Here is a 24,407-nt window from a genome sequence, read left to right as displayed (position 1 = left end):
ACTGGTAATGCGCAAAAAAAGCGCCGCAACTGCGGCGCCTTCTCGTCACGCATCACTCAATCGTAATGCCGGTGCTTATGATGCTTCTTGCCGCCCGACCGATAGCCGCGCGAGTAGTCGTCGGCATACGAATTCGAGCGCGAGATGTTGCCGCCGAGCGCCGCGCCTGCGCCGCCGCCCAACGCTGCGCCCACGAGGCCGCCGCCGCGGCCGCCCATTGCATTGCCTGCCGCCGTGCCCGCGCCGCCGCCCAGCGCGCCGCCGATAATCGCGCCCGTGCGCTCGCGGCGATTCGACGTCACCGCGCCGCCCGCCCCGCCGCCCACGGCGCCACCGATCACGGCGCCCGTGCTGCCGCCGACCGCGCCACCCAGTGCCGCACCCGCGACGCCACCGAGCGCGCCGCCCAGCGCGTTGTTCATGTCGCCGGCCACCGCCGACAACGACGCCGCGCTCGCGAGCGCTGCAACAGCCACAATCTGGAGGATTTTTCTGGACATAAAAGGTCTGTGTTTTTTATGAGACGGCGCCGAGTATAACCGGTGGCATGAAAGCATCCTGTAACTACGGCACGCCTTACCGGTAAGACGTGTAACAAATGATGGCGCCGTCATTTTTACCTTTTACTGTCCGCGGCTCAGCGCTTGCGCTTCTTCTTCAGCTGGATGGTTTCGAACAGTTCGTAGTTGGCAGTCGGCGTCTGATCGGCACCGGGCGCATGGTAGTAGTTCATCGTGATGGTGGTTTCGCCGCCGGCCTGGCCCGGGTCATGATCGAACACGGCGATGCCGTAGCCCGTGCCGGTGTCGCGTTGCGCGGACCAGATCGCGTCTTCGACGGCATCGGCGCTTGCCCGGACGAAGGTGCCCGCCGTCGTGCCCGGCATCGGACGATTGGGCCGCGTGAAGATACGCGCTTGCGGCAGGCCGGTGCCGGCGTCGACACCATAGACGTCGAGCGGCGCACTCGTGCCGCCGCCGCCGAGAATCAGGTGGATCGTGCCCTGGCTCGTGTCGAAGGTCGACGCGCCCGCCGAGATTGCCGACATCACCGGCTTCGGCTGCAAGGTATCGACCGGGTGGCCGGTTGCGATGTCGGTGCCCTTGTGATGATTGCAGCCGCGCACGGGGTAGCTGCGCTCGTAGTCGTGATCGTGGCCGCACAGCACGAGGTCCACGCCGTAGCGGTCGAAGAGCGGCAGCCACGCCTCGCGAATGCCCTTGTCTGAACCGTTCCCTGTCTTTGACGAGCTCAGCGCGTCCTGATGCATCTGCACGACGATCCAGTCGATGTCGTCGTCTTCGGCCGCGTGGCGCAAGGTCTTTTCGAGCCAGCGGGTCTGCTCGCCGCCGCTGTAGCCGCGCACATAGAAGGAGGTCCCCGGCTGGATCGGCGGATTGCCGGTGCTCGCGGCCGGCACGAGCGGATTCGGTCCGGCCACGAAGGCGGCGGCGTCCTGGTAGACGACGTCGTCGGCATCGAGCGAAATAAACAGCACGGAGCTCACACGGAAGCTATACCAGCGGCCCGGAAAACGCGTGTGATTTTCCGGCAGCGTATAGCGCGCGAGATACGACGCGAAGCCTTGCTCGCCATTATGGAATTCGATTTCGTGGTTGCCGGGGCACGGCATCCATGGACGATTCGCCGCCGATGTCTGACAGTTGTTGCCGAAATCGCGCCACACGTCAGGCTGGTGCGTCGGGTTCAGATTCGCATAGCACAGGTCGCCGTTGAGCAGATGGAACAGCGGCTGAAAGCGCTCGACTGCCTGCACCGCGAAGCGGCTTTGCGGCGACGACAACACCCAGCCGGTGTTCGGTGTGGCGAGGTCGCCATAACTCGTGAAGCGAAACGGCGCGCGGCCGCGCGGCGCTGTGCGGAAGCTGCCGCTAAAGGGCTGCGCCGCGTTGCTGTCGTTCTCGGCCGTGATTTCGTATTCGTAGCGAGTGTCGGGCTTGAGATCGCGCAGGCGTGCGTGGTAGTTGAACACGACTTCGCCGTTCAGGCCGTCCGTGTAGGTGGTTTGCACACCATGCACGACGTGCTTCGCGTCGCCCGTGCGGCCAATGCGCAGATGCGGCTTCACGGCGGCCGCGAGCGACGCCCACGACACCGTCACTTCACTCGACGGATCGTTGCCCCACGTCAGGTGAACCTGTTCGGGCGTGCCGTCCGGCGTGCTGCTCGCGGCGCGCGCCGTCGACAGCGCATTGGCGGCGGTAGCAAGACCGGATGCGCCGGCAAACTTCAGAAACCCGCGACGCGAAACGATGGAAGCGCCCTGATCGGCTGGCGAGGCCTTAGCGTTTTTTGTATTCGACATGTCTGTGTTTGTGGGTAGGGAGGACAGGCGGCTTTTGACCCGTGATCCTAGTCGCGAAACGGTGACAGTTGAATGAAAAGGCACATCGCCAATACACTCTTGCGGACGGCCGGCACTAATGCGTTGGCGGCTGTGGGCTGTTGGCGGGATTCGTGTCGAACTTCGAAACGCTTTCAATGCCGTGTTCGCCGACGAGCTTCAATAGTTCGTTCTCCATGGCATCGGCCACCTGCTTGTCGTAGATCTGTTCGCCCTTCACGTACACCGTGAACGATCGCAGGTACTTGGCTTGCTTGGCGGGATGAGCGATCGTGTCGCGCGTCCACTCATAAAGCGGGTACCTGTCGATGCCGAATCGCTCGGCTTCGCTCACGTAGTCCGCAAAAGCGTCGTACTGGCATTTCACCGTCGCATCATGCCGATGTAAGACTTGCGCAAGCCTCACCTGCGCGTCGCCCGAAGAATCGGCGCGCAGCGCGTTCGCAAGTTCTTCCGACACGGTGAGCCGGAGCTGAAATTTCAGTGTCGAGTCCACTTATGCCTCGCGGTTCGATGAAAACGGCGCCCGCGCACAAACGCTCTTTCATGTGAAAGCGGCATCAGCAAGGGCGGGCATCAAGACGAAGCGGCCGGCCGCTTACGCCTGGTTCAAGGACTGCGCAGACAGCCTTTCGTCGATACGTGCAATTTCGCTGCCTTGCACGGGTCGGCCGAGCAGGAAGCCTTGGGCATGCGTGCAACCGGAGCGCCGCACGAAATCCAGTTGCTCCTCGGTTTCGATACCCTCGGCCGTGGTCGGCATGCCGATCTCGCGCGCCAATGCAACGATCCCTCGCACCACCGCGGCGGACTCGCGCCGGTGCACGGACTCCTTGACGAACGAGCTGTCGATTTTCAGCTTGTCGAACGTAAAGCGCACGAGCGTGGACATTGTCGAAAAGCCGGTGCCGAAATCGTCGAGCGCGAGGCCGATGCCCAACGCACGCAGCCGCGAAATATTGCGCCGCGTCACGATGTCGTCGTTCAGCAGCACGGTCTCCGTCACTTCGATGTTCAGGCGCTCGGGCGGCAGGCGCGTCTTGCGCAGCACGCCCGCCACGATGGAAGCAAACGTCTCCTCGCGCAGTTGCACCGGCGACACGTTGACGGCAACCGGCACCTTGTCACGCCACATGACCGCTTCCTTGCACGACTGCAGCAGCGCCCACTCGCCGAGCGCGAGTATCAGTCCGGTGCGTTCCGCGGTGGGAATGAACGCGGACGGGGAGAGTTCGCCGCGCGTCGGATGCGTCCAGCGAATCAGCGCTTCGCGGCCGGTTACGGCGCCGCTCGCGAGATCCACAATCGGCTGGTACTCCATGCGCAGTCCGCCGAACGTGCGCAACGCGCCTTCCAGGTCGCTGCGCAGCAGGCTCAGGCTTTCGTCGGAGACATGCTGCTCGGCATCGAAAATGGCGTAGGCGCTCTTGCCGCTGCGCTTGACCGCGTACAGCGCACGGTCGGCGCAGATGAGCAGTTGCGGCCCGGTCGACGCATGCTCGGGATACAGCGCCACGCCCACGCTGGCGCCGATATGCACGAGCGCTTCGCTCAACGAGAATGGCCGCGCCAGCGTCTTGACGATGCTGTCCGCGAGCAGGCGCACATCGCGCGACGGTTCGGGCGCTTCCGAAATGACCACGAATTCATCGCCTGCAAGGCGTCCGACGATGTCGGTGGCCGGCATCACTTCACGCAACCGAACCGCGGCTTCCTGCAGAATCTGGTCGCCCGCGGCATGGCCGAGACTATCGTTGATCGCCTTGAAGCCGTCCAGGTCGATCAGTAGAACAGCGAACAATCCGTCGCGTTGCGCAGCGCCGGCCGCCGTGCGTGCGAGCAGCAGCTCGTTGATGCGCGCCCGGTTCGGCAGGCCCGTCAGGCTGTCGTGATGTGCGAGCCGCTGACTGCTTTCGCGTGCGAGCAGCAGCGCCACGGTGTCGCGATTGCTGCGCAGCGCCACGGTCAGAAAACCCGCTGCGCAAAACGGCGCCTGAAACAGCAGCACGAGTTTCCCCGAACCGGGCGACAGCGCGGCGCCAAGGCCGAGCAAACCGAGAATGAAGCCGATTTGCAGCATCACGAGCCGCGGCGTGGCCGCATTGCGTCCCGCCAGGCCGCCGACAACGCCTACCGCGCACACATTGCCGAGCAGAAAAAGCGTCGCGTCTGCGCTGATATTGCAGAGCAGCGCGCCGAACCCGAATAACGCGCTCCACAGAATGCTCGCAAACAGGAACGCCGCGGTGGGCGTAGGCAGATTCTGCGCACTGCGGTGGCGGCACAGCCAGATCAGCGCAAGACGCACGAACAGCAGCGCGACCACGGCGCCCGTCCACGTGGCGTACAGCAGGCTGGGGTGCAGATAGTAAGCGGTCGCGCAGACGCTGATTTCGCAGATGGACGCGAAGACAATCGACGCGGTGCGCGTGAAAAGATTGGCGAGGAGTATCTGGCGGTTTTCGGCGCTCAGGTTCTGAGCGGAAGAGACGATCCACCTGAAAAATGGAGACCTTGGTTCGCTAAAAGCCATGACCTACGCATTTTTAATGGTGGGTGGATCGAATCCGGCAGCGTGCGGGCTGATTATTACGTAAACGTTGGTCAAAAGGTTAATTCCGCCAGGCGGTGGCGGCAAGCGACGCTCGCAGATGTCAGACTTTCCTAAGGTTAACCCTTGATTTTGACGCGAAAGCTGCGTGCTACTCGTTCGCCATCTCGACAAGTTTCGCAACCGTATTCATGTTGCGTGCCGTTCCGGTCCTGGCGGCCGGGATTTTCAGTTTCGTATCCGCCATGCCGTCGTTGTAATGCACGTAGATTTCGCGTGCGCCGAGCGCCATTTCTTCGTCGCGCTGGCCGCTCGCGTGAGCGAGTGCATCGGCAGGCGGGGGCGCGTCGAGAAAAATCGCGACGGTCCGGTTGGGCGCTGCCGACTTGAAGGGATTGGCCGCCAGCACCTGTGCGAGTTCCGCTCCCGTGCGAACCGCGACGCCCACCGGCTTGCCCGCGTATTCCTCGAGACAACGCTCGAGCCGGCTCTTCACCGAAGCCTCGTTGAGCTTGCTTTCGAACACGACGTTGCCGCTCGCAATGTACGTGCGGACCTGAGTAAAACCGAGGGACTCGCACATGGCGCGCAAGTCAGCCATGGGAAGCTTGCCGGTGCCGCCGACGTTCACGGCGCGCAGAAAAGCGATATATCGGGTCATCGGTCTCGTGGTGTTTTATTCAGTTTTGCGAAGCAGTTCTTTATACGAGCGCGGCGGCTCGCACAGTCATCAGCACACCCATGCCGACGATCGACCATCCCACCCCTTGCGCAACAAGCTGACCGCGCGGCGCAAGGCGTTCAAGCGTCATGGCAGCCGCCGCCAGCGCCATCGCAAGCGGATTCATCGCGCCGGTCACGACAAGCACCAGGGTCAGGCTCGCACAGCACAGGCAGCAATGCATGCCGAGGCCCAAACCGTAGCGCAATGCAGCACTAGCACGCGACGGCAATGCAGGTTGGCCGCATTGCGGCGCCCTTCGGCAGCAGCCGAGATAATGCGCCTTCCACCCGGACAATTGCAATGCACCGGCGAGCAACACGATTATGCCGGCTACCGCCGGGGCGGCATGCGAGAGTGCCGGCATGCGCATCTGGAGCGCGGCGAACGCCCCGCCGAGTGCGAACACCGTCGCACCCAGCAGGCCCCAGACGGCGAAATAACCGGCGCCCGCAAGCCATGTGAGCGATGCCACTCGCGCGTGCCCTGCACCGCGGAGCGCTTCGCCATAGCGCCATAACGCGGGTGCCAACGAAGGCAGCATCATCGCGATCATCATGACGAGCCACATGCCCACGAACGATGCCGCGACGCGCAGCCACGTCCGCCCGCAGGTGGGCATCCACATCATCGAGAGCGTGGAGCCGCCGGGCAGGGGCATCGCGCCCATCGCCGACATGGCCATGCATGCCGCGATTGTCGCTGCCGCGCTGACGGCGAACAGCAAGCCGCACACGCCGTAGAAAGCCGCCCGCGAACAGGCCCGCGCACGGGTCTCATTGCTTGCCGGCTTGCCGGATGCGCCTGAGCTCACGCAGTCCATCACGCCCTCAGCGCTCTTCGTATTCGTCGTGCCGACGCCACCAGATGCCCGTCTCGTTGCGCCCCTTCGGCGCACGGTCGAGCCACTGGTACATGCCCCACAGCCCGTCCAGTCCACGCGCATAGGTCGAATACGTGTGATACACGGCGCCGTCCTCGAGCACGAACGCGCTCAGCCCGGGCCGGTCGCGCGTGTAGGTGGACGCGTCCGTTCCGCAGGTCGCCGCGAACTGCGCGACGGGCTCGGGCGCCGGCACGGCGTCCATGGCATGGTGCCCGCGCTGATAGTTGTATTCGACGGTGCCCTCGCGCTGCTGCGCCTCGGTGAACGAGATATTGAAGTCGAAGTTGAAGTCGCTGCCCGCGGATGACGCCCACGGAAACGTCCACCCCATGCGACGCTTGTATTCCTGAAGTTTCGCGAGCGGCGCGCGCGATATCGCCATCAACCGCACGTCGTGATTCGCCAGATGAACCGCGAATCCGTCGAAGCCATCCGCAATCGACGAGCACGACGGGCAACCCGCCTTGTAATCCGGCCCGAACATGAAGTGATAGACGAGCAGCTGAGAGCGCCCCGCAAACAGATCGGCGAGGGACGCGTTGCCTTCCTCGGTCTCGAACCGGTAGCTCTTGTCGACGCGAACCCAGGGCAGTTCCTGGCGGCGCCGCGCCAGTTCGTCGCTGCGCCGCGTCAGCTCCTTTTCCGCCTTCAGCAGATCGAGGCGCGCCGCGAGCCATTGCTCGCGGGTTCCGGTGGTGTGTGTCGTGGCCATGGCTTTCTCCGTCGGGTTGGCTTCGTCGTTCGGTGGGTTTCGATACGACGTACTGGTTAGCGGTCGTGCTAGATTAGTACCGGGATTCCTGACGGTGGGAGTGACAAGTGTGGCGCGATTTCGATGAAGACGGATCCGCTGATTCAGGCCGCGGCGCAGGCGCTCGCAGCCGGTGATCCGCTTGGCGCATTGAAGCGCGTCGCGTTGCGCGACGACGCGCCGGCGCTCGCGCTGCGAGGCATCGCGATGGCGCAGCTCGGCGATCTGATCCGGGCGAAAGCGCTCGTGCGAAGCGCGGCGCGCGCGTTCGGCGCAAGACACGCGCTCGCCCGCGCGCGGTGCGTCGTCGCAGAAGCGGAAATCGCGCTCGCGTCGCGCGATCTGGCGTGGCCGGCCAAGACGCTCGCCGACGCACGCGCGACACTCGAAGCCTCAGGCGACCGCGCCAACGCCGCGCATGCGGGCTATCTGGAGGTCCGGCGGCTGGTGCTGATCGGCCATATCGACGACGCCGAGCGCTTGCTCGGCGCACTCGACCCCGAACCCCTGCCGCCCGCCCTCAGGGCCGCACACGAGCTGGTCGCCGCGGGCGTCGCGCTGCGGCGTTTGCAGACTGCCGCGGCGCGCGTCGCGTTTGCCCGGGCGAGGCATGCCGCGCATGAAGCCGGTATTCCCGCGCTGATTGCCGAAGTGGACAATGCTTCGCACACCTTGAGACTGCCCGCCGCGCGTCTGATCGCGGGCGGCGAAGCGCGGCTCCTGCTGCTCGACGAGGTGGAAGCCTTGCTCGCGTCGGACGCGCTGGTGGTCGATGCGTGCCGGCACGTCGTGCAAACGGGCGGAACGGTTGTCTCGCTGACACGGCGTCCGGTGCTGTTCAATCTCGCCTATCAGCTTGCAGAGGCGTGGCCCGCCGATGTGCCGCGCCACACGCTGATCGCGGGCGCTTTCAGGACAAAGCATGCCGATGACACGCATCGCGCGCGCTTGCGCGTCGAAATGGGGCGGCTGCGCACGATGCTGCGCGCATTCGCCGATGTCGGCGCGACGCGGCGCGGCTTTGCGTTGGCGCCGCATCGCGGCAAGCGGGTTGTGCTGCTCGCGCGGCCCGTCGACGAAGCGCACGCGGCAATGCTCGCGCTTCTCGCCGATGGCGAGTCGTGGTCGAGTTCCGCGCTCGCGCTGGCGCTCGGCGCAAGCCAGCGCACCGTCCAACGCGCGCTCGATTCGCTCGCGGCCGCGGGCAAGGCCCAGTCTTTCGGCCACGGACGCGCGCGCCGCTGGACCGCGCCGCCCGCCTCCGGATTCGCGACAACCTTGTTACTCCCCACGCCGGTTACGCTCAATTAGGATGACAGCATGAACCAATCAAACGCCACCATCATCCGTGAATACGGCCCGTTTCCCGGCGTCCAGCAAGTGGGCGGCGTCACTTACGACGGCCGGCAGGTCTGGATCGCAGCCGGCAAGACGCTGAACGCGTTCGATCCCGCGAGCGGCGAAACGCTGCGCGCCATCGACATCGCCGCCGACGCAGGCACGGCCTTCGACGGCCAGCATCTGTTTCAGATCGCCGGGGGCAGCATCCACAAGATCGATCCGGTCAGCGGCCGCATCCTGGCAACCATTCCCGCGCCTGGCGGCGAGGGCGCTTCGGGACTTGCGTGGGCCGAAGGGTCGCTCTGGGTCGGCGAATATCGCGAGCGCAGGATCCACCAGATCGATCCGCAGACGGGCGCGGTGCTCTCCACCCTTCAGTCGAATCGCTTCGTGACCGGCGTCGCATGGGTCGACGGCGAGCTGTGGCATGGCACGTGGGAAGACGATGCGAGCGAGCTGCGGCACATCGATCCGCGTACCGGCGAGGTGCTGGAAAGCCTGGAGATGCCCGCGGGCGTCGGCGTGTCGGGTCTTGAATCGGACGGCGGCGGGCAGTTCTTCTGCGGCGGCGGCAATAGCGGCAAAGTGCGCGCGGTGCGACGTCCGCAACGCGAGACGGGCGAAGCCGAAGTCAGATAGGCAGCATTCGCGTCCGGCCGCAAATCGCGCGTGTGCGCGTGTGCGCGGATCACGCGGCGTTGCGCGCCTCGCGCCGCACGGCTTGCGGCGGCAGTCCAAAACCGCGTATGAACGCCTCACGCAAATGGCGCCGGTCGCGAAAGCCGGTCTCTTTCGCAATCACGTCGAGCGGATGCCGGCTCTGCTCGATCATCAGGCGCGCCGCTTCGAGCCGCAGACTTTCCACGGCACGCGCCGGCGACTGTCCCGTTTCCAGCGTAAAGACGCGGCTGAACTGACGCGGGCTGAGGTTCACCTGCTCCGCCAGTTCGTCGACGGTAAGCGGGCGGCTCAGGTTCTCGCGCGCGTAATTCAGCGCGCGCTGGATGCGGTCCGATTTCGGCGCGAGGTTGAGCATTTCCGAGTGCTGCGACTGACCGCCCGAGCGCCGTTGGTGCATGACGAGCTTGTGCGCGACCGAGCGCGCCACCTCGGCGCCGAGATCTTTTTCGACCATCGCAAGCGCCATGTCGAGACCAGCAGTCATGCCAGCTGACGTCCACACCGGACCGTCGACGATATAAATGCGGTCGTCTTCCACCCGAACGTCCGGAAAGCGCTTCTGCATGTCGCGCGCGTAGGCCCAATGTGTGGTGGCGCGGCGCTGCGCAAGCAGACCCGCCTCCGCGACCACGAAGCCGCCCGTGCAAATACCGCCGATGCGCCGCGCGCGCGGTCCCGTCCTGCGCAGAAACGCGAGCACGTCCTCAGGCGGCGGCATACCCACTGGATCGTTGACGCCCGCGACGATCCACGTGTCGACCTGGCGGCGTGACCGGACCGGCCGCGTACTGATGCTCATGCCCAGCGACGAACGCACCTCGCCGCCCGCCGTCGAAAAATTCTCCACGTGGTAGGACGGCTCGCCCACCACCAGGTTCGCATATTCGAAGGCGGCCTGAGTCGCGATCGCCATCACCTGGAAACCGTCGCTCAGCAAATATCCGATGCGGTGCATGCGGGAGCCTCCCATGTCCGAAAACATGACCATATATGTCATTTGCGCCGCCGTCAAAACAGACCAGAATTCGCTCACACCGTCACAACCCAATGCGAAGGAGCGACACCATGGCTGAAACACACAAAGGCACTGCACTGATCACGGGCGCGTCGTCGGGCATCGGCGCCATTTATGCCGACCGTCTTGCGAAACGCGGCTACGACCTGATTCTGGTTGCCCGCAACCGCGAGCGCCTCGCCGCGCTGTCCAGCCGTATCACGACCGATACGCGCCGCAGCGTCGAGATTCTGGACGCGGACCTGAACGACAAGGCAGGCCTTGCCGCCGTCGAAGCAAAACTGAAGGAAGACGCGAGCATCACGTTGCTCGTCAATAACGCGGGCGTCGGCACGCATACGCCGCTGCTCGACAGCGACGTCGACGCCATGCAGCGCATGATCGACCTCAACGTCAGCGCGCTGACTCGGCTCACCTATGCGGCCGTGCCGGGTTTCGTTGCCCGCCGCAAGGGTGCGTTGATCAACATTGCGTCGATCGTGGCCATCGCGCCCGAGGTGCTGAACGGCGTGTACGGTGGCAGCAAGGCGTTCGTGCTGGCCTTCAGCCAGTCGCTGCATCATGAACTGGGCGACAAGGGCGTTCAGGTGCAGGCCGTCCTGCCGGGCGCGACGGCGACCGAATTCTGGCAGACCGGCGGCCTGCCGCTCGATAACCTCGACAAGTCCATTGTGATGTCCGCCGACGACATGGTCGACGCCGCGTTGGTCGGCTTCGATCGCCGCGAGCTGGTCACCATTCCGTCGCTGCACGCGGTGGAGAAGTGGGAAGACTACGAGGCTGCGCGCCGCGCGATGGCCCCGCTGCTGTCGACCAATACGCCGGCCGCGCGCTATAAGGCCTGAGCCGCGGCAACGAACAGCCGGGCCGCGTCAGATTGCGTTGCACGCGGCTCGGCTCGCTGCCCGGTTCATTCAGGCATGCCGATGGCCGTGCCCGCTACCGCTGATCGACTGCGGCTCGTCGTACTCCTCTGAGATGTCCTTGTTCGTGTAGTCGCCGAGACGGGAAGCGGCGAACAGACTCAGCAGCCCGCACACGAACACATAGAAGGCGATGGCATAGCCCGAGTGATAGTAGGCGAACAACGCGGTTGCAATGAGCGGCGCCGGGCCGCCCGCGATCACCGACGCCAGCTGATAACCGAGCGATGCGCCGCTATAACGCAGCCGCCCCGTGAACGACTCCGCGATCAGCGCCGCTTGCGGTCCGTACATCATCGCGTGGGGCACGAGCGAAAGCACGATGGCCATGAAGATCCACGCCGGGTTGCGCGTGTCGACCATGGCGAAATACACGAAGCCGAACAGGCCGGCGGCGGCCGCGCCGATCATATACATGCGGCGGCGTCCAATCAGATCGGACACATGGCCGAAGAGGGGAATGGTGACGAATTCCAGCACCGATGCCGCTAGCACCGCCGTCAGCAGCAGATCGCGCGAGGCGCCCAATGTCGTCACACCATACGTGAAAACAAACGCCGTGAAGATGTAGAACGGCGCCTGTTCAGCCATGCGCGCGAAGGCCGACAGCAGAATATCTTTCGGCTGGCGGCGAATGACTTCGAGCATCGGCGTCTTTTCGATTTTGCGCTCGGCCAGAAGCTTCGCGAAAATGGGCGTCTCGAGGATATTCAGCCGGATATAGAGACCAATTCCGACCAGCACGATGCTCAGAAAGAACGGCACGCGCCAGCCCCATGTGACGAAGGCGTCGCCGGAAATGGCGCTCATGGCGAGCACCGCGAGGTTCGCGACGAAGAGCCCCGCAGGCACGCCGAACTGCGGCCACGACGCGACGAAGCCGCGGTGCGCGTTGGTGCGGGCCCATTCCATCGACATCAGCACTGAGCCGCCCCACTCGCCGCCCACACCCACGCCCTGAATAAAGCGCAGCACCGTGAGTATCACGGCGCCCCACACTCCGATCGACGCATAGGTCGGAACAAACGCCACGGCGAACGTGGCGAGCCCCATGAGCAGCAGCGTGACGATGAGCGTCGCTTTGCGGCCGATACGGTCGCCGTAATGCCCGAATATGGCCGCGCCCACCGGCCTCGCAATGAAGCCCACCGCGTAGATCAGAAACGCTTCCAGCGTGCCGACGAGCGGGTCCGATTCAGGAAAGTACAGCTTGGCAAAGACGAGACCGGTTACCGTGCTGTAGAGAAAGAAGTCATACCATTCGATCGTCGTACCGATCGTGCTGGCTAGAACGGCGCGGCGCAGCTGGCGCCGTGCGTCCTCTTCGGAGAGGGGCGCCGCCCCCGGTTGTATGGCAGTCATTTGGCATCCCCGAACGAATGCGCGACATGCTGTATTGACACGCGGATGGAAGCCAGGTTCCGTCACCTCACGGCCACCGCCTCCGCCGCCGGCTGCCAGCCGCCGCCCAGCGCCTTGAAGGCGGCGACAGCCGCTTGCGCTGACTCCGCTTGCGCCTGCACTCGTGCATCCGAGGCGCGCAACAGGCTGTCGTCGGCCTGCAGCACTTCGATCAGACTGACGACCCCGTGCTGATACGCCGCGAACGACGCCGCGCGCGCGCGGCTGAGCGAGTCGACGCCGTCAGCCAGAAGAGCGGCCTGCTCCTCGCGCTTGACCAGTGCCGAAAAAGCGTTCTCGACGTCCTCCGTCGCGTGGAGCGCCGTGAGCCGATAGGCTGCCAGCATCTCGGCCTTCTGGCCCTTCGCCTCGTCGATCTGCGCATTGATGCGGCCGAAGTCGAACAGACGCCAGCGCAGACCCAGCACGCCGGCAGCCTGGTTCGCGCCGCTCGAAAACAGATTGCCGCTCGCCACGGAAGTCGCACTGCCGATCAGTCCGCTCAACGACAGCTTCGGGTAGTACTCGGCAATCGCGACGCCGATCCGCGCATTGGATGCCGCAAGGCGCCGCTCCGCCACGATCAGGTCAGGCCTGCGTCTGAGAAGCTCGCCCGGCGAGCCGGTCGCCCCGATGCGCGGCGCGGCGGGAATGTCGCCGCCCTCCAGCAGTTCGGCGCGATGCGTGCCGGGCTGCGCGCCCAGCATCACGTCGAGAGCGTTCATAGCCGCGTCGAGACCGGCTTCGAGCACCGGCACGGACACCTTGACCTGGGCGAGCGCGCCCTCCGCCTGCCTCACCTGAAGCTCGGCCGCCAACCCTTTGCTATACAGAAGCTTGATGGTCGAGAGCAGGTCCTGTTGCGTCCGCACCTGCCGGCGCGCGACATTCAGACGCGCCTGCAAGCCGCGAATGCTGATGTAGATGTCCGCGGTCTGTGCGGCCACGGCGAGGCGCGTGGCCGCTGCGCCCGCCTCCGACGCCTCGTAGTCGGCAAGCGCCGCTTCCCGGCCGCGCCGTAATCCGCCGAACACGTCCAGTTCCCAGCTTGCGTTGAGATTGGCTTCGTAGTCGTTGCCGTAGCGGTCAAAGCCCGGCGTCGCGTTCTGGAGCCGCCCGAGCGGCGTTTCAATGGATTGGTAGGCTCTCGCCGCCTGGCCGCTGACATTGCCCGAAGGCAGCAACGCCGCGTTCGCCGCGCCCAGTCCGGCACGGGCCTGCGCGACGCGCGCCGACGCCTGCGCGAGATCGAGGTTCTGTTCGAGCGCAAGCGCGACGTAGCGGGTCAGTTGCGGATCGCCGAAGCCGGCCCACCATGTTGCAAGGTCGGCAGTCGCGGCGGCCTGCCGCTGATCGACCGCGGCCTGGCCCTCGAACCTGGCCGGCATGGCCACCTCGGGCCGGACGTAGTCGGGGCCGACGGCGCAGCCTGCCGCCAGGCCGGCGACAATGAGCATGGCAAAAGTGCGTGTGAGCAGCATGGGCTTCTTCCGGCGAGAGGATGAGGGACGGGACGACCCGTCATGTGACGACTCGTAACAGTGACTATAATACATTTTGGTCACACGTTGTCGATTCTGACATGCGGCGGTAAGCTACGAACCTATGAAAAACGCTCCTACCTACCCCATCTCGGGCCGCGGCCCGGCCGATCACGATGTCCGCGACCAGATCGTCGCGGCCGCCACCGAGCACTTCAGCCGGTATGGCTACGAAAAGACGACCGTGTCGGACCTCGCCAAGGCAATCGGCTTTTCCAAGGCCTATATCTACAAGTTCTTCGAGTCCAAGCAGGCGATCGGAGAAATGATCTGCGCGAACTGCCTGCGCGAAATGGAATGCGCGGTGAAGGCCGCGGTCGACGAGGCCGACCGCCCGCCGGAGAAGCTGCGCCGCATGTTCAAGGCAATCGTGGAGGCGAGCTTGCGGCTCTTTTCCGAAGACCAGAAGCTGTATGAGATCGCCGCGTCGGCCGCCACCGAGCACTGGCAGGTAACGCTCGCCTACGAAAAACGAATTCAGGAGATGCTTCAGGCAATCCTGCAGGAAGGCCGGCAAAGCGGCGACTTCGAGCGCAAAACGCCGCTGGACGAGACCGCCGCTGCTATCTACCTGGTCATGCGCCCCTACCTGAATCCGCTGATTCTGCAGCATAGCTTCGACTCCGCCGAGGAAGCGCCGGCGCAGCTATCGAGCCTCGTCCTGCGGAGCCTCTCGCCCTGAGAAAAAGAGGTCGTTGTGACTGTTGACTGATTTGGTCACTAGAACCATAATGGAAGCCATCATCATTTCGCCGATGGGACTTCCATGTTCTCGCGTCGCCTCGCCACTTCTGCCGTCGTCTGTGCGTTGCCCTTTGCGCTGGCCGCTTGCGGCGCCAAAGCCCCATCCGATCCGCGCACGGAAGCGCCGCTCGTGCGCTCCGCCATCGTCCAGACCGCGACGCCGGCGTCGCGTTCGTTCACGGGCACCGTCGCCGCCCGGGTGCAAAGCGACCTCGGTTTTCGCGTGTCCGGCAAGGTGCTGGAGCGGCTCGTGGACGCCGGACAGAGCGTCCGGCGCGGGCAGCCGCTCATGCGCATCGACCCCGTCGATCTGAAGCTCGCCGCCCAGGCGCAGCAGGAAGCGGTGAGCGCCGCCCGGGCGCGCGCCCAACAGACCGCTGAAGATGAAGCCCGCTACCGCGACCTGCGCGGCACCGGCGCGATCTCGGCGTCTACGTACGACCAGGTGAAGGCAGCGGCGGACGCCGCCAAAGCACAGCTCAGCGCGGCAGAAGCCCAGGCCGACGTGGCCCGCAATGCGAGCCGCTACGCGGAGCTGGTCGCCGACGGCGACGGCGTCGTCATGGAAACGCTGGCCGAGCCCGGCCAGGTCGTCAGCGCAGGGCAGCCCGTCGTGCGGCTCGCTCATGCGGGGCGCCGCGAAGCAGTCATTCAGTTGCCCGAAACACTGCGCCCCGCGGCCGGCTCGATTGCGCAAGCCACGCTCTTCGGCAAGGAAGACGTGAGCGTTCCCGCCACGCTGCGGCAGCTCTCGGACACGGCGGATCGCCTGACGCGCACCTTCGAGGCGCGCTACGTGCTCGACGGCGACCTCGCCAACGCGCCCTTGGGCACGACCGTCACGATCCGCATTCCCGATCCGGATTCCGCCGCGCAAGGCGGCTTGCAGGTGCCGATCGGCTCCCTGTTCGACGCGGGCAAGGGGCCCGGCGTGTGGGTCATCAAGGGCGAACCGGCGAAGGTGGCCTGGCGGCCCGTTGCCGTCCAGCATCTCGGCGACGACGGCGCCAACATCGCCGGTGGACTTCAGCCGGGCGAGCGGGTCGTCGCGCTCGGTGCACATCTGCTGCGCGAAGGCGAGGTGGTCCGCGTCGCCGGCCAGGCCGCCGCCACTCAGGGAGCACGTCCGTGAGCGAACGCCGTTTCAACCTGTCGGCGCTCGCCGTGCGCGAGCGCTCCGTCACGCTGTTCCTGATCTGCCTGATTTCGCTGGCCGGCCTCGTTTCATTCTTCAAGCTCGGGCGCGCGGAAGACCCGGCTTTCACAGTCAAGGTGATGACCATCATCACCGCCTGGCCCGGCGCCACCGCGCAGGAGATGCAGGACCAGGTCGCCGAGAAGATCGAAAAGCGCATGCAGGAACTGCGCTGGTACGATCGTACGGAGACCTACACAAGACCCGGCCTCGCCTTCACGACGCTGACGTTGCTCGACAGCACGCCGCCCTCCGAAGTGCAGGAGGAGTTCTACCAGGCCCGCAAGAAAGTCGGCGACGAAATAAGCAATCTTCCGCCCGGCGTGATCGGGCCCATCGTCAACGACGAATACTCGGACGTCACCTTCGCGCTCTTTGCGCTCAAGGCGAAGGGCGAGCCTCAGCGCCTCCTGGTGCGCGACGCGGAGACGCTGCGTCAGCGCCTGTTGCACGTGCCGGGTGTGAAGAAGGTGAACATCATCGGCGAGCAGGCGGAGCGGATTTATGTGCAGTTCTCGCATGACCGCCTGGCCACGCTCGGCGTGAGTCCGCAGGACGTGTTCGCCGCGCTCAATAGCCAGAATGTGCTGACGCCGGCCGGCTCGGTGGAGACGAAAGGGCCCGAGGTGCTCGTTCGTGTGGACGGCGCTTTCGACAAGCTGCAAAAAATTCGCGACACACCGGTCGTCGTGCAAGGCCGCACGCTGAAGCTCTCGGACATTGCTACCGTCACGCGCGGCTATGAAGATCCGGCAACGTTCATGATCCGCAATGGCGGCGAACCCGCGCTGCTGCTCGGCATCGTGATGCGCGACGGCTGGAACGGGCTGGATCTCGGCAAGGCGCTGGACGGCGAGGCCCGCTCGATCAACGCTGAACTGCCGCTCGGCATGAGCCTGACCAAGGTCACGGATCAGGCGGTGAACATCAGCTCGGCCGTCGACGAGTTCATGGTCAAGTTCTTCGCCGCATTGCTCGTGGTCATGCTGGTGAGCTTCGTCAGCATGGGCTGGCGGGTGGGTCTCGTGGTCGCCGCGGCCGTGCCGCTGACGCTGGCGGCGGTCTTCGTCGTGATGGCCGCGACCGGCAAGAATTTCGATCGCATCACGCTCGGGTCCCTGATACTCGCGCTCGGCCTGCTGGTGGACGACGCCATCATCGCCATCGAAATGATGGTGGTGAAGATGGAAGAAGGCTACAGCCGCGTGGCCGCTTCCGGCTATGCATGGAGCCATACCGCGGCGCCGATGCTGGCGGGCACGCTCGTGACCGCCGTCGGCTTCATGCCTAACGGCTTCGCGCGATCCACCGCCGGCGAATACACGAGCAACATGTTCTGGATCGTCGGCATTGCGCTGATTGCCTCATGGGTGGTCGCCGTGGTCTTCACGCCCTACCTGGGCGTCAAGCTGCTGCCCGACTTCAAAAAGGTCGAAGGCGGTCACGGTGCGATCTACGACACGCCGCGCTACAACCGGTTTCGCCAGGTGCTCGGGCGCGTGATCGGACGCAAATGGTGGGTCGCCGGTTCCGTGGTCGGTCTTTTCATGCTGGCCATACTCGGCATGTCTATCGTGAAGAAACAGTTCTTTCCGATCTCCGACCGGCCCGAAGTGCTCGTCGAGCTACAGATGCCCTACGGCACGTCCATTGATGAGACGAGCGCCGCCACGGCAAAAGTGGAAGCGTGGCTCGCCGGGCAGAAGGAAGCGCGAATCGTCACCGCCTACATCGGCCAGGGTGCGCCCCGCTTTTATCTCGCGATGGGACCGGAACTGCCCGATCCGTCGTTCGCGAAGATCGTGGTTCGCACGGACAGTCAGCATGAACGCGACGCGTTGAAGCTGCGACTGCGCGAAGCGGTGGCAGGCGGGCTCGCCTCCGAAGCGCGGGTGCGGGTCACGCAACTCGTCTTCGGCCCGTACTCGCCGTTCCCTGTTGCCTACCGCGTCTTAGGCCCCGACCCTGACAAGCTGCGCAGCATTGCCGCTCAAGTCGAACACGTCATGAACGCCAGTCCGATGATGCGCACAGTCAACACCGACTGGGGCACGCGTACGCCCACGCTGCACTTCACGTTGCAGCAGGACCGGCTGCAGGCGGTCGGGCTCACCTCCAGCGCGGTTGCGCAACAGCTGCAATTCCTGCTGTCCGGCGTGCCGGTCACCGCCGTGCGCGAGGACATCCGCACCGTGCAGGTCATGGCGCGTTCGGCCGGCGACGTGCGGCTCGATCCGGCCAGAATCGGCGACTTCACGCTGGCCGGCGCGAATGGTCAGCGTATTCCGCTGTCCCAGGTAGGCCAGGTCGACGTGCGGATGGAGGAGCCGATCATCCGGCGTCGCGACCGCATGCCGACCATGACCGTGCGCGGCGATATTGCCGATGATCTGCAGCCGCCCGACGTGTCGGCGGCGATCACGAAGCAACTGCAGCCGATTGTCGCGAAGCTGCCCAACGGCTATCGCATCGAGCAGGCGGGCTCCATCGAAGAATCGGGCAAGGCGACGGTCGCCATGCTGCCGTTATTTCCGATCATGCTCGCGATCACGCTGCTCATCATCATTTTGCAGGTGCGCTCCATCTCCGCCATGGTGATGGTGTTCCTGACGAGTCCATTGGGCTTGATCGGCGTGGTGCCGACGCTGATCCTGTTCCGGCAACCCTTCGGCATCAATGCGCTGGTTGGGCTGATCGCACTGTCCGGCATTCTGATGCGCAACACGCTGATTCTCATCGGGCAGATCCATCAGAACGAACAGGCAGGCCTCGATCCGTTCCATGCCGTTGTCGAGGCCACCGTGCAACGGGCGCGCCCCGTGATCCTGACCGCGCTGGCGGCGATCCTCGCCTTCATCCCGCTGACGCATTCTGTGTTCTGGGGAACGCTCGCGTACACGCTGATCGGCGGCACTTTTGCGGGAACGATTCTGACGCTCGTCTTCCTGCCGGCCATGTATTCGATCTGGTTCAAGATCCGGCCGCGCGGTACGGAGACCGGGAACGAGCGGCACAAGCACGCGCCGCCTCTGACGGAGATGCTCGAGGAGTCGCCTGCGGGGCAGAGTTGAACGACGCGCTCCTCGCGCGCAAGATGAATTGACATTGATCTGCACTCCCGCTTACTTACGCTTATCGAAGGAACTGCCATGCCGAATTCCACCGTGGTCGTTGTCACCGGCGTCTCGTCGGGTATCGGGCGCGCTGCCGCCACGAAGTTTGCGAAGCGCGGATGCCGGGTGTTCGGCACCGTGCGCCGTCTTGCCCAGGCGACGCCCTTGCCCGGCGTCGAGCTGATCGAGATGGATATCCGCGACGACGCTTCCGTTCAACGCGGCATTCAAACCATCCTCAACCGGGCAGGACGCATCGACGTGCTCGTGAACAACGCGGGCATGAACATGATCGGCGCGGTCGAGGAAACCGCCGTTACCGAGGCGACATCTCTATTCGACACCAATGTGTTCGGCGTCCTGCGGACGACACAGGCTGTCCTTCCGCACATGCGAGCGCAGCGTCGCGGACGGATCGTCAATGTGAGCTCCGTGCTCGGCTTTCTACCGGCACCGTATATGGGCATTTATTCGGCGTCCAAACATGCGGTGGAAGGCTTGTCGGAAACGCTCGATCACGAAGTGCGTCAATTCGGCATCCGCGTCACGCTGGTCCAGCCGTCTTACACGCGCACGAGTCTCGACGCGAATTCGCCGCTGGCCGCCTCGACTATCGCCGACTACGATCGCGAACGCGACATTGCAGCGCGCTCGGTCGCCAACAATCTGAAGGACGCTCCGGAGCCCGACGGCGTAGCCAGCACGATCGTGGAAGCAGGCCTCGGCGCGTGGCGCATGCGCCGCACGCCGTCGGGGCAGGCTTCTTTGCTGAGCAAACTGCGCCGTTTCATGCCGCCTGGCCCGGTCGATTCCGGGGTGAGGAAGACGGTGGGGCTCGCGTGAGGTTGGTGCGAGCGCGCATTCAACTGGGCTTAACTCCTGGTTTATCGGCCATTAAGCACAAGTTCGCGCCGAGCTTCTATAGTGGCGGCTTGTCACTACGCGCCCGGCTCGTCATGCCGGTCGCGCAAAGAATCGCAAGGAGCCACAGATGAACCTGGAGTCGCTGAATACGCCCGCGGCCTTGATCGATGTCGAGCGCATGCAGCGCAACATCGCGCGAATGCAGCAACGCATGAACGCGCTAGGCGTCAAGTTTCGCCCGCACGTGAAGACCACGAAATGCGAGCAGGTCGTCAGAGCACAAATGGATGCAGGCGCAAGCGGCATCACGGTGTCGACACTCAAGGAAGCCGAGCAGTTCTTTGCCTGCGGCGTTCGCGACATTGTCTATGCTGTCGGCATGGCGCCGACCAAACTACCGCAGGCGCTCGCGCTGCGGCGACAAGGCTGCGATCTCAAGATCGTCGCCGACAGCGTCGTGTGCGCGGAAGCCATCGTCGCTTTCGGCCGGGAGCACGACGAGCGATTCGAGGTGTGGATCGAGATCGACGTGGACGGCCATCGTTCGGGCATCGCGCCCGAGGACGACATGCTGCTGACTGTCGCGACGATTCTCTCCGACGGCGGCATGCCTGCCGGCGGAGTGCTGGCGCATGCGGGTTCGAGCTACGACTACGATACCCATGACGAACTGGTTCGCATCGCCGAGCAGGAACGTGCAGGCTGCGTGCGGGCCGCCGAGCGCCTTCGCGCGGCGGGCCTGCCATGCAACGTGGTGAGCGTGGGATCGACGCCGACGGCGCTGGCTGCTGAGCATCTGCAGGGTGTGACCGAAGTTCGTGCCGGCGTCTACGTCATGTTCGATCTCGTCATGCACAACGTGGGCGTCAACGACATCTCCGAAATTGCCTTGAGCGTATTGACCACCGTGATCGGCCATCAGAGCGAAAAAGGCTGGGCCATTGTCGACGCAGGCTGGATGGCCATGAGCCGCGACCGCGGCACACAGCGCCAGAAACAGGACTTTGGCTACGGACTCGTGTGCCTCGAGACCGGCGAGGTGCTGGGAGAGTATTTGATGAGTGGTGCTAACCAGGAGCACGGCATCATTTCGCGAGCCGGCAGCGCCGACCAGCAGATCGAGAAGCGCTTTCCCGTCGGCACGCGTCTGCGCATTCTGCCCAACCACGCCTGCGCCACGGGGGCGCAGCATCCCGCCTATCTGGCGGTGCAGTCCGACGGCACGGTAGAAACGTGGCCGCGCTTCTACGGCTGGTAATGAACCCGAACCCTGCATGCCTCGTCGGCAAACTGCAGGGCGAGGCATAGCGACGGTTTCAATCGTAGTACCCGAGGATCGACTTCACCTCCATGTACTCCTCCATACCCTCGATCCCATACTCGCGACCATTGCCGGATTGCTTGTACCCGCCAAACGGAGCCTGCGGATCCCACGCCGGATAGTTCAGATGCACCTGGCCCGAGCGAATGCGCGCGGCCACCGCGCGCACGAATGCCATGTCGGTGCCTTGAACGGTCCGCGCTGCGTCCGGAACGAGTAATGCCTCAGGTTGTCGCGTGCCACGCGGATGTGTTCCGCGGCGCGCGGCACATGCGCCGCGCGCGCATAGCTGATGGGCGCGCCCATTTCCATGGTCAGCGCCGTGGCAAACAGTTCGCTGCGCTCCAGCATCAACGCATGAACGCGCGCGAGCAGCGCGGCGCGCTCCTCCTGCGAAGTCGCGGACCAGCTTTCGAACGCGTTGCGCGCAGCCTGCACCGCCCGCTCGACATCGCGCGCGTTGCCAAGCGGAATGTCGCAGAGCGTGTTTTCCGTGGACGGGCATACGACCGCGACGCGATCCGCACCTTCCGGCGCGACCCACTCGCCGTCGATAAAGAGCCGATCGAGCCTTCCCGCTTGCAGGAGGTGACGAAGAGGTGAATTCATTGCAGTGTGTCCTCGAGCCGGTGCCACTCGGCCTACACCATGAGATCCGACACGCTCTCGCCAGAAGAACTGCGGTTGCCGGATTCGTGCGACCCACTATAGAGAAAAATGTTTTTGTCTTGTTTAATATCCAATGAACCCGCAATTAAAGAGGCCTTAATGCTTCAGTTGGAAGACATGCAACTGCTGCGTGCGCTCGGCGTGTCGCAATCGCTTGCCGCAGCCGCAAGGCTTCTGGATCTCACGCCGCCTGCAGTGACGGTGCGTCTTCAGCGCATTGAAGAACGGATGGCGGTGCGCCTCGCCACGCGCGCGGCGCGAGGCATATCGCTCACCGACGAAGGCCAGCGACTCGTTCAGGAGGCAATTGAAATCCTGGAGCGGATCGAATCCATTCCGTCGCGCGTGTCCGGCGAGTCGCACGGCGTAAGCGGCCATTTGCGCGTGGTGGCGCCGTTCGGCTTCGGCCGCGCGTATATCGCGCCGCTCGTGCGCGACCTGCGTCGCTCGCACCCTCATCTCACGATCTCGCTGATTCTGGTCGAAAGCCCTTTGGCGGCGGCATCGGGCGCCGACGTGGCGATTTCCATTGGTCAGGTCAAGGCGTCCTCGTGGATCGGGCATTTTCTGGCTCCGAACGAACGCATTCTTTGCGCGAGCCCCGCGCTTGCTCGCGGCCTCTCGAAGCTTAAGCATCCGTCGGAACTGTCGCGCTGCGAGTACCTGACCTTACGCGAGAACGACGAAGACGTGACCCGTCTGCGTTTCATTCAACTCGATGCGGCGGGCAGGCGGGTCAGCAAACCTGTCACGGTCCGGTTGAACGGCGCTTTGTCCTCGAACGACGGCACGGTGGTCCGAGACTGGGCGCTCGACGGGCTCGGCGTGGCCGCGCGATCCGAATGGGACTGCGCGCAACTGATTGCGCGAGGCAAGCTGAGCCGCGTGTTGCCGGCATGGCATCTCGAACCGGCACCGGTCATGGCGCTCGTGCCCACGCGCCACGGTCTCACCATTCGTCAGCGTGCGTTTCTCGATGCCGCGAAGCGCGCCTTCGACCCGATTCCGTGGCGGAATTGATCTGCTGGTCGAACGAGATGCAAAGGTTCAACGCCGGCGGCCAGATCGGCGATCAGGTAGCCGGCGCCCTTCGCGCGACGGCTACCGCCTTCCGCCGACCTGGATCAGTTCGCGTTGCGCAAGGTTGCGGTACAGGGCGCGCACGCCAAAGGCCCAAGGCGCGACTTCCGTGCTGAGCCGCACGGTGTTGACGAGCGCGCCCAGCTCGGGGGCCGAGATGGTGACCACATCGCCCAGGTGATGCGTGAATCCGCCGCCGGGTGTGTCGCGATCCTTGATGGGCGAGAACATCGTCCCTAGAAAAAGCATGAAGCCGTCCGGATACTGATGATGGCGCCCCCATGTCTGCGCAACCAGATCCTGCGGATCGCGGCTGATTTCGCTCATGTGGCTCACGCCCTCGAGCACGAAATCGTCATCCGCCCCTTCCACGCGCAGGCTCACGCTGGTGTTGCGCACGTCGTCGAGACTGAATTCGTCGTCGAACAGGCGCACGAACGGTCCAATGGCGCATGACGCGTTATTGTCCTTGCACTTGCCGAGCAGCAGCGCCGAGCGCCCCTCGATGTCGCGCAGATTCACGTCGTTGCCGAGCGTTGCGCCGACGATTTCTCCGCGGCTGTTCACAGCCAGCACGATCTCCGGCTCAGGGTTGTTCCAGTTCGATGCCGCGAGCAAACCCACGTCGGCGCCGGGACCGACGGCCGACATCGGCTGCGACTTCGAGAACACTTCCGCATCGGGGCCGATACCGACCTCCATGTACTGCGACCACGCCCCGCGGCGCTCGAGTTCCGCCTTGAGCTTCATCGCCGCATCGGAGCCGGGCTGAATCTTCGAGAGATCAGTGCCGATGGTTGCAGCAATGGTTGCGCGCACTTCCTGCGCCTTGGCCGGGTCGCCTCCCGCCTGTTCCTCGATAACCCGTTCGATGAGGCTCACGGCAAACGTCACACCGCATGCCTTGATGGCCTGCAGATCGTTGGGCGCGAGCAGGCGCAGGTCGTCCGCCGATCCGGAACGCAGCGCTGCCTCGACCAGCTTATCCACTGGGCCGAGCGACTCGCCCGACACCGTTCGCGCGAACGCGACGAGGTCTTCGCGCTCGAACAGGTCGGCCGTCGTCGGCACGCTTGCCGTAATGTCCAGCACTTCGCCGTTGCGCACCAGCACGACGCAGGGGCCGTGAAGTTCGCCTGAGGGTGTATGCAGTTTGCGCCACACGCGGCCGACGAGCAGCGCCTGCCCGACATCGCGCGGAAGGAAGGATGCTGCGGAAATGGCATTCATTCGTGATGTCTCCTT

At 64.7% G+C, this 24,407-nt stretch carries 20 protein-coding genes and 1 pseudogene; 9 read left to right on the top strand and 12 right to left on the bottom strand.

The genetic code is table 11. The features are described 5' to 3' along the window. Window positions 1-56: 56 nt before the first annotated feature. The 7 genes from ACEN8U_RS02900 to ACEN8U_RS02870 form a co-directional block, all read right to left on the bottom strand. Window positions 57-500: a hypothetical protein gene (locus tag ACEN8U_RS02900; RefSeq protein ID WP_013591123.1), complete on the bottom strand. Its 444-nt coding sequence runs from the start codon at window positions 498-500 to the stop codon at window positions 57-59. Window positions 501-637: 137 nt separating this feature from the next. Beyond that, window positions 638-2,326: a metallophosphoesterase family protein gene (locus ACEN8U_RS02895; RefSeq protein WP_310109796.1), complete on the bottom strand. Its 1,689-nt coding sequence runs from the start codon at window positions 2,324-2,326 to the stop codon at window positions 638-640. Window positions 2,327-2,441: 115 nt separating this feature from the next. Next, window positions 2,442-2,861 carry a hypothetical protein gene (locus ACEN8U_RS02890; protein WP_310109797.1) on the bottom strand — a complete coding sequence of 140 codons (420 nt, stop codon included), beginning with the start codon at window positions 2,859-2,861 and terminating at the stop codon, window positions 2,442-2,444. A 102-nt stretch (window positions 2,862-2,963) separates the two neighbouring features. Next, the gene (locus ACEN8U_RS02885; protein ID WP_310109799.1) at window positions 2,964-4,898 is read right to left on the bottom strand and encodes a putative bifunctional diguanylate cyclase/phosphodiesterase; all 1,935 of its coding nucleotides are present in this window, start codon (window positions 4,896-4,898) and stop codon (window positions 2,964-2,966) included. A 169-nt stretch (window positions 4,899-5,067) separates the two neighbouring features. Beyond that, window positions 5,068-5,577 carry a DUF1697 domain-containing protein gene (locus ACEN8U_RS02880; RefSeq protein WP_310109801.1) on the bottom strand — a complete coding sequence of 170 codons (510 nt, stop codon included), beginning with the start codon at window positions 5,575-5,577 and terminating at the stop codon, window positions 5,068-5,070. Between the two features lie 40 nt (window positions 5,578-5,617). Continuing rightward, window positions 5,618-6,460, bottom strand: coding sequence for a DUF2182 domain-containing protein (locus ACEN8U_RS02875; RefSeq protein WP_310109802.1), 843 nt, complete (start codon window positions 6,458-6,460; stop codon window positions 5,618-5,620). A gap of 7 nt (window positions 6,461-6,467) precedes the next feature. Continuing rightward, window positions 6,468-7,235, bottom strand: coding sequence for a DUF899 domain-containing protein (locus ACEN8U_RS02870; RefSeq protein ID WP_310109804.1), 768 nt, complete (start codon window positions 7,233-7,235; stop codon window positions 6,468-6,470). A 123-nt stretch (window positions 7,236-7,358) separates the two neighbouring features. On the opposite strand from ACEN8U_RS02870, the gene ACEN8U_RS02865 reads away from it, so the two are divergent. Both ACEN8U_RS02865 and ACEN8U_RS02860 read left to right on the top strand, forming a co-directional pair. Continuing rightward, window positions 7,359-8,585, top strand: coding sequence for a helix-turn-helix domain-containing protein (locus ACEN8U_RS02865; RefSeq protein ID WP_310109805.1), 1,227 nt, complete (start codon window positions 7,359-7,361; stop codon window positions 8,583-8,585). 9 nt (window positions 8,586-8,594) lie between these two features. Beyond that, window positions 8,595-9,254: a glutamine cyclotransferase gene (locus ACEN8U_RS02860; RefSeq protein WP_310109807.1), complete on the top strand. Its 660-nt coding sequence runs from the start codon at window positions 8,595-8,597 to the stop codon at window positions 9,252-9,254. Window positions 9,255-9,303: 49 nt separating this feature from the next. Here the strand turns inward: ACEN8U_RS02860 and ACEN8U_RS02855 are convergent, their stop codons facing one another. Next, window positions 9,304-10,251, bottom strand: a complete 948-nt coding sequence (locus tag ACEN8U_RS02855; RefSeq protein ID WP_310109808.1) for a GlxA family transcriptional regulator — start codon at window positions 10,249-10,251, stop codon at window positions 9,304-9,306. Window positions 10,252-10,361: 110 nt separating this feature from the next. Between ACEN8U_RS02855 and ACEN8U_RS02850 the strand changes: the two genes are divergently transcribed. Continuing rightward, window positions 10,362-11,156, top strand: coding sequence for an SDR family oxidoreductase (locus ACEN8U_RS02850; RefSeq protein ID WP_310109809.1), 795 nt, complete (start codon window positions 10,362-10,364; stop codon window positions 11,154-11,156). A 69-nt stretch (window positions 11,157-11,225) separates the two neighbouring features. Here the strand turns inward: ACEN8U_RS02850 and ACEN8U_RS02845 are convergent, their stop codons facing one another. Beyond that, on the bottom strand, window positions 11,226-12,596 hold the full coding sequence (locus tag ACEN8U_RS02845; protein WP_310109810.1) for an MFS transporter: 1,371 nt from the start codon (window positions 12,594-12,596) through the stop codon (window positions 11,226-11,228). A gap of 62 nt (window positions 12,597-12,658) precedes the next feature. Further along, a complete protein-coding gene (locus tag ACEN8U_RS02840; RefSeq protein ID WP_368608172.1) occupies window positions 12,659-14,116 on the bottom strand; it encodes an efflux transporter outer membrane subunit in 1,458 nt (485 codons plus the stop codon). 124 nt (window positions 14,117-14,240) lie between these two features. Here ACEN8U_RS02840 and ACEN8U_RS02835 point away from each other — a divergent pair, with 124 nt between their 5' ends. The 5 genes from ACEN8U_RS02835 (at window position 14,241) to ACEN8U_RS02815 (ending at window position 21,350) form a co-directional block, all read left to right on the top strand. Continuing rightward, window positions 14,241-14,858: a TetR/AcrR family transcriptional regulator gene (locus ACEN8U_RS02835; protein WP_310109813.1), complete on the top strand. Its 618-nt coding sequence runs from the start codon at window positions 14,241-14,243 to the stop codon at window positions 14,856-14,858. A gap of 84 nt (window positions 14,859-14,942) precedes the next feature. Continuing rightward, window positions 14,943-16,052, top strand: a complete 1,110-nt coding sequence (locus ACEN8U_RS02830; protein ID WP_310109815.1) for an efflux RND transporter periplasmic adaptor subunit — start codon at window positions 14,943-14,945, stop codon at window positions 16,050-16,052. After that, a complete protein-coding gene (locus ACEN8U_RS02825; RefSeq protein WP_310109817.1) occupies window positions 16,049-19,186 on the top strand; it encodes an efflux RND transporter permease subunit in 3,138 nt (1,045 codons plus the stop codon). The genes ACEN8U_RS02830 and ACEN8U_RS02825 overlap by 4 nt, the downstream gene beginning before the upstream one ends. Window positions 19,187-19,264: 78 nt before the next feature. Then, window positions 19,265-20,071: an oxidoreductase gene (locus ACEN8U_RS02820; protein ID WP_310109819.1), complete on the top strand. Its 807-nt coding sequence runs from the start codon at window positions 19,265-19,267 to the stop codon at window positions 20,069-20,071. 148 nt (window positions 20,072-20,219) lie between these two features. After that, window positions 20,220-21,350 (top strand): DSD1 family PLP-dependent enzyme, encoded by a 1,131-nt coding sequence (locus ACEN8U_RS02815; protein ID WP_310109821.1) that lies wholly within the window; start codon window positions 20,220-20,222, stop codon window positions 21,348-21,350. A 58-nt stretch (window positions 21,351-21,408) separates the two neighbouring features. Here ACEN8U_RS02815 and ACEN8U_RS02810 read toward each other — a convergent pair. Then, window positions 21,409-22,022, bottom strand: a pseudogene (locus ACEN8U_RS02810) (aldehyde dehydrogenase family protein). A gap of 159 nt (window positions 22,023-22,181) precedes the next feature. On the opposite strand from ACEN8U_RS02810, the gene ACEN8U_RS02805 reads away from it, so the two are divergent. Beyond that, window positions 22,182-23,102, top strand: coding sequence for a LysR substrate-binding domain-containing protein (locus ACEN8U_RS02805; protein WP_310109823.1), 921 nt, complete (start codon window positions 22,182-22,184; stop codon window positions 23,100-23,102). Window positions 23,103-23,183: 81 nt separating this feature from the next. Here the strand turns inward: ACEN8U_RS02805 and ACEN8U_RS02800 are convergent, their stop codons facing one another. Then, window positions 23,184-24,392, bottom strand: a complete 1,209-nt coding sequence (locus ACEN8U_RS02800; protein ID WP_310109824.1) for a fumarylacetoacetate hydrolase family protein — start codon at window positions 24,390-24,392, stop codon at window positions 23,184-23,186. Window positions 24,393-24,407 lie beyond the last annotated feature (15 nt).

This window comes from Paraburkholderia phenoliruptrix (assembly GCF_047325075.1).
In the GTDB taxonomy this organism is placed as follows: domain Bacteria; phylum Pseudomonadota; class Gammaproteobacteria; order Burkholderiales; family Burkholderiaceae; genus Paraburkholderia; species Paraburkholderia phenoliruptrix.
Note: the sequence above shows the minus strand (reverse complement) of the source record. Positions and strands in the feature narration are given on the sequence as shown.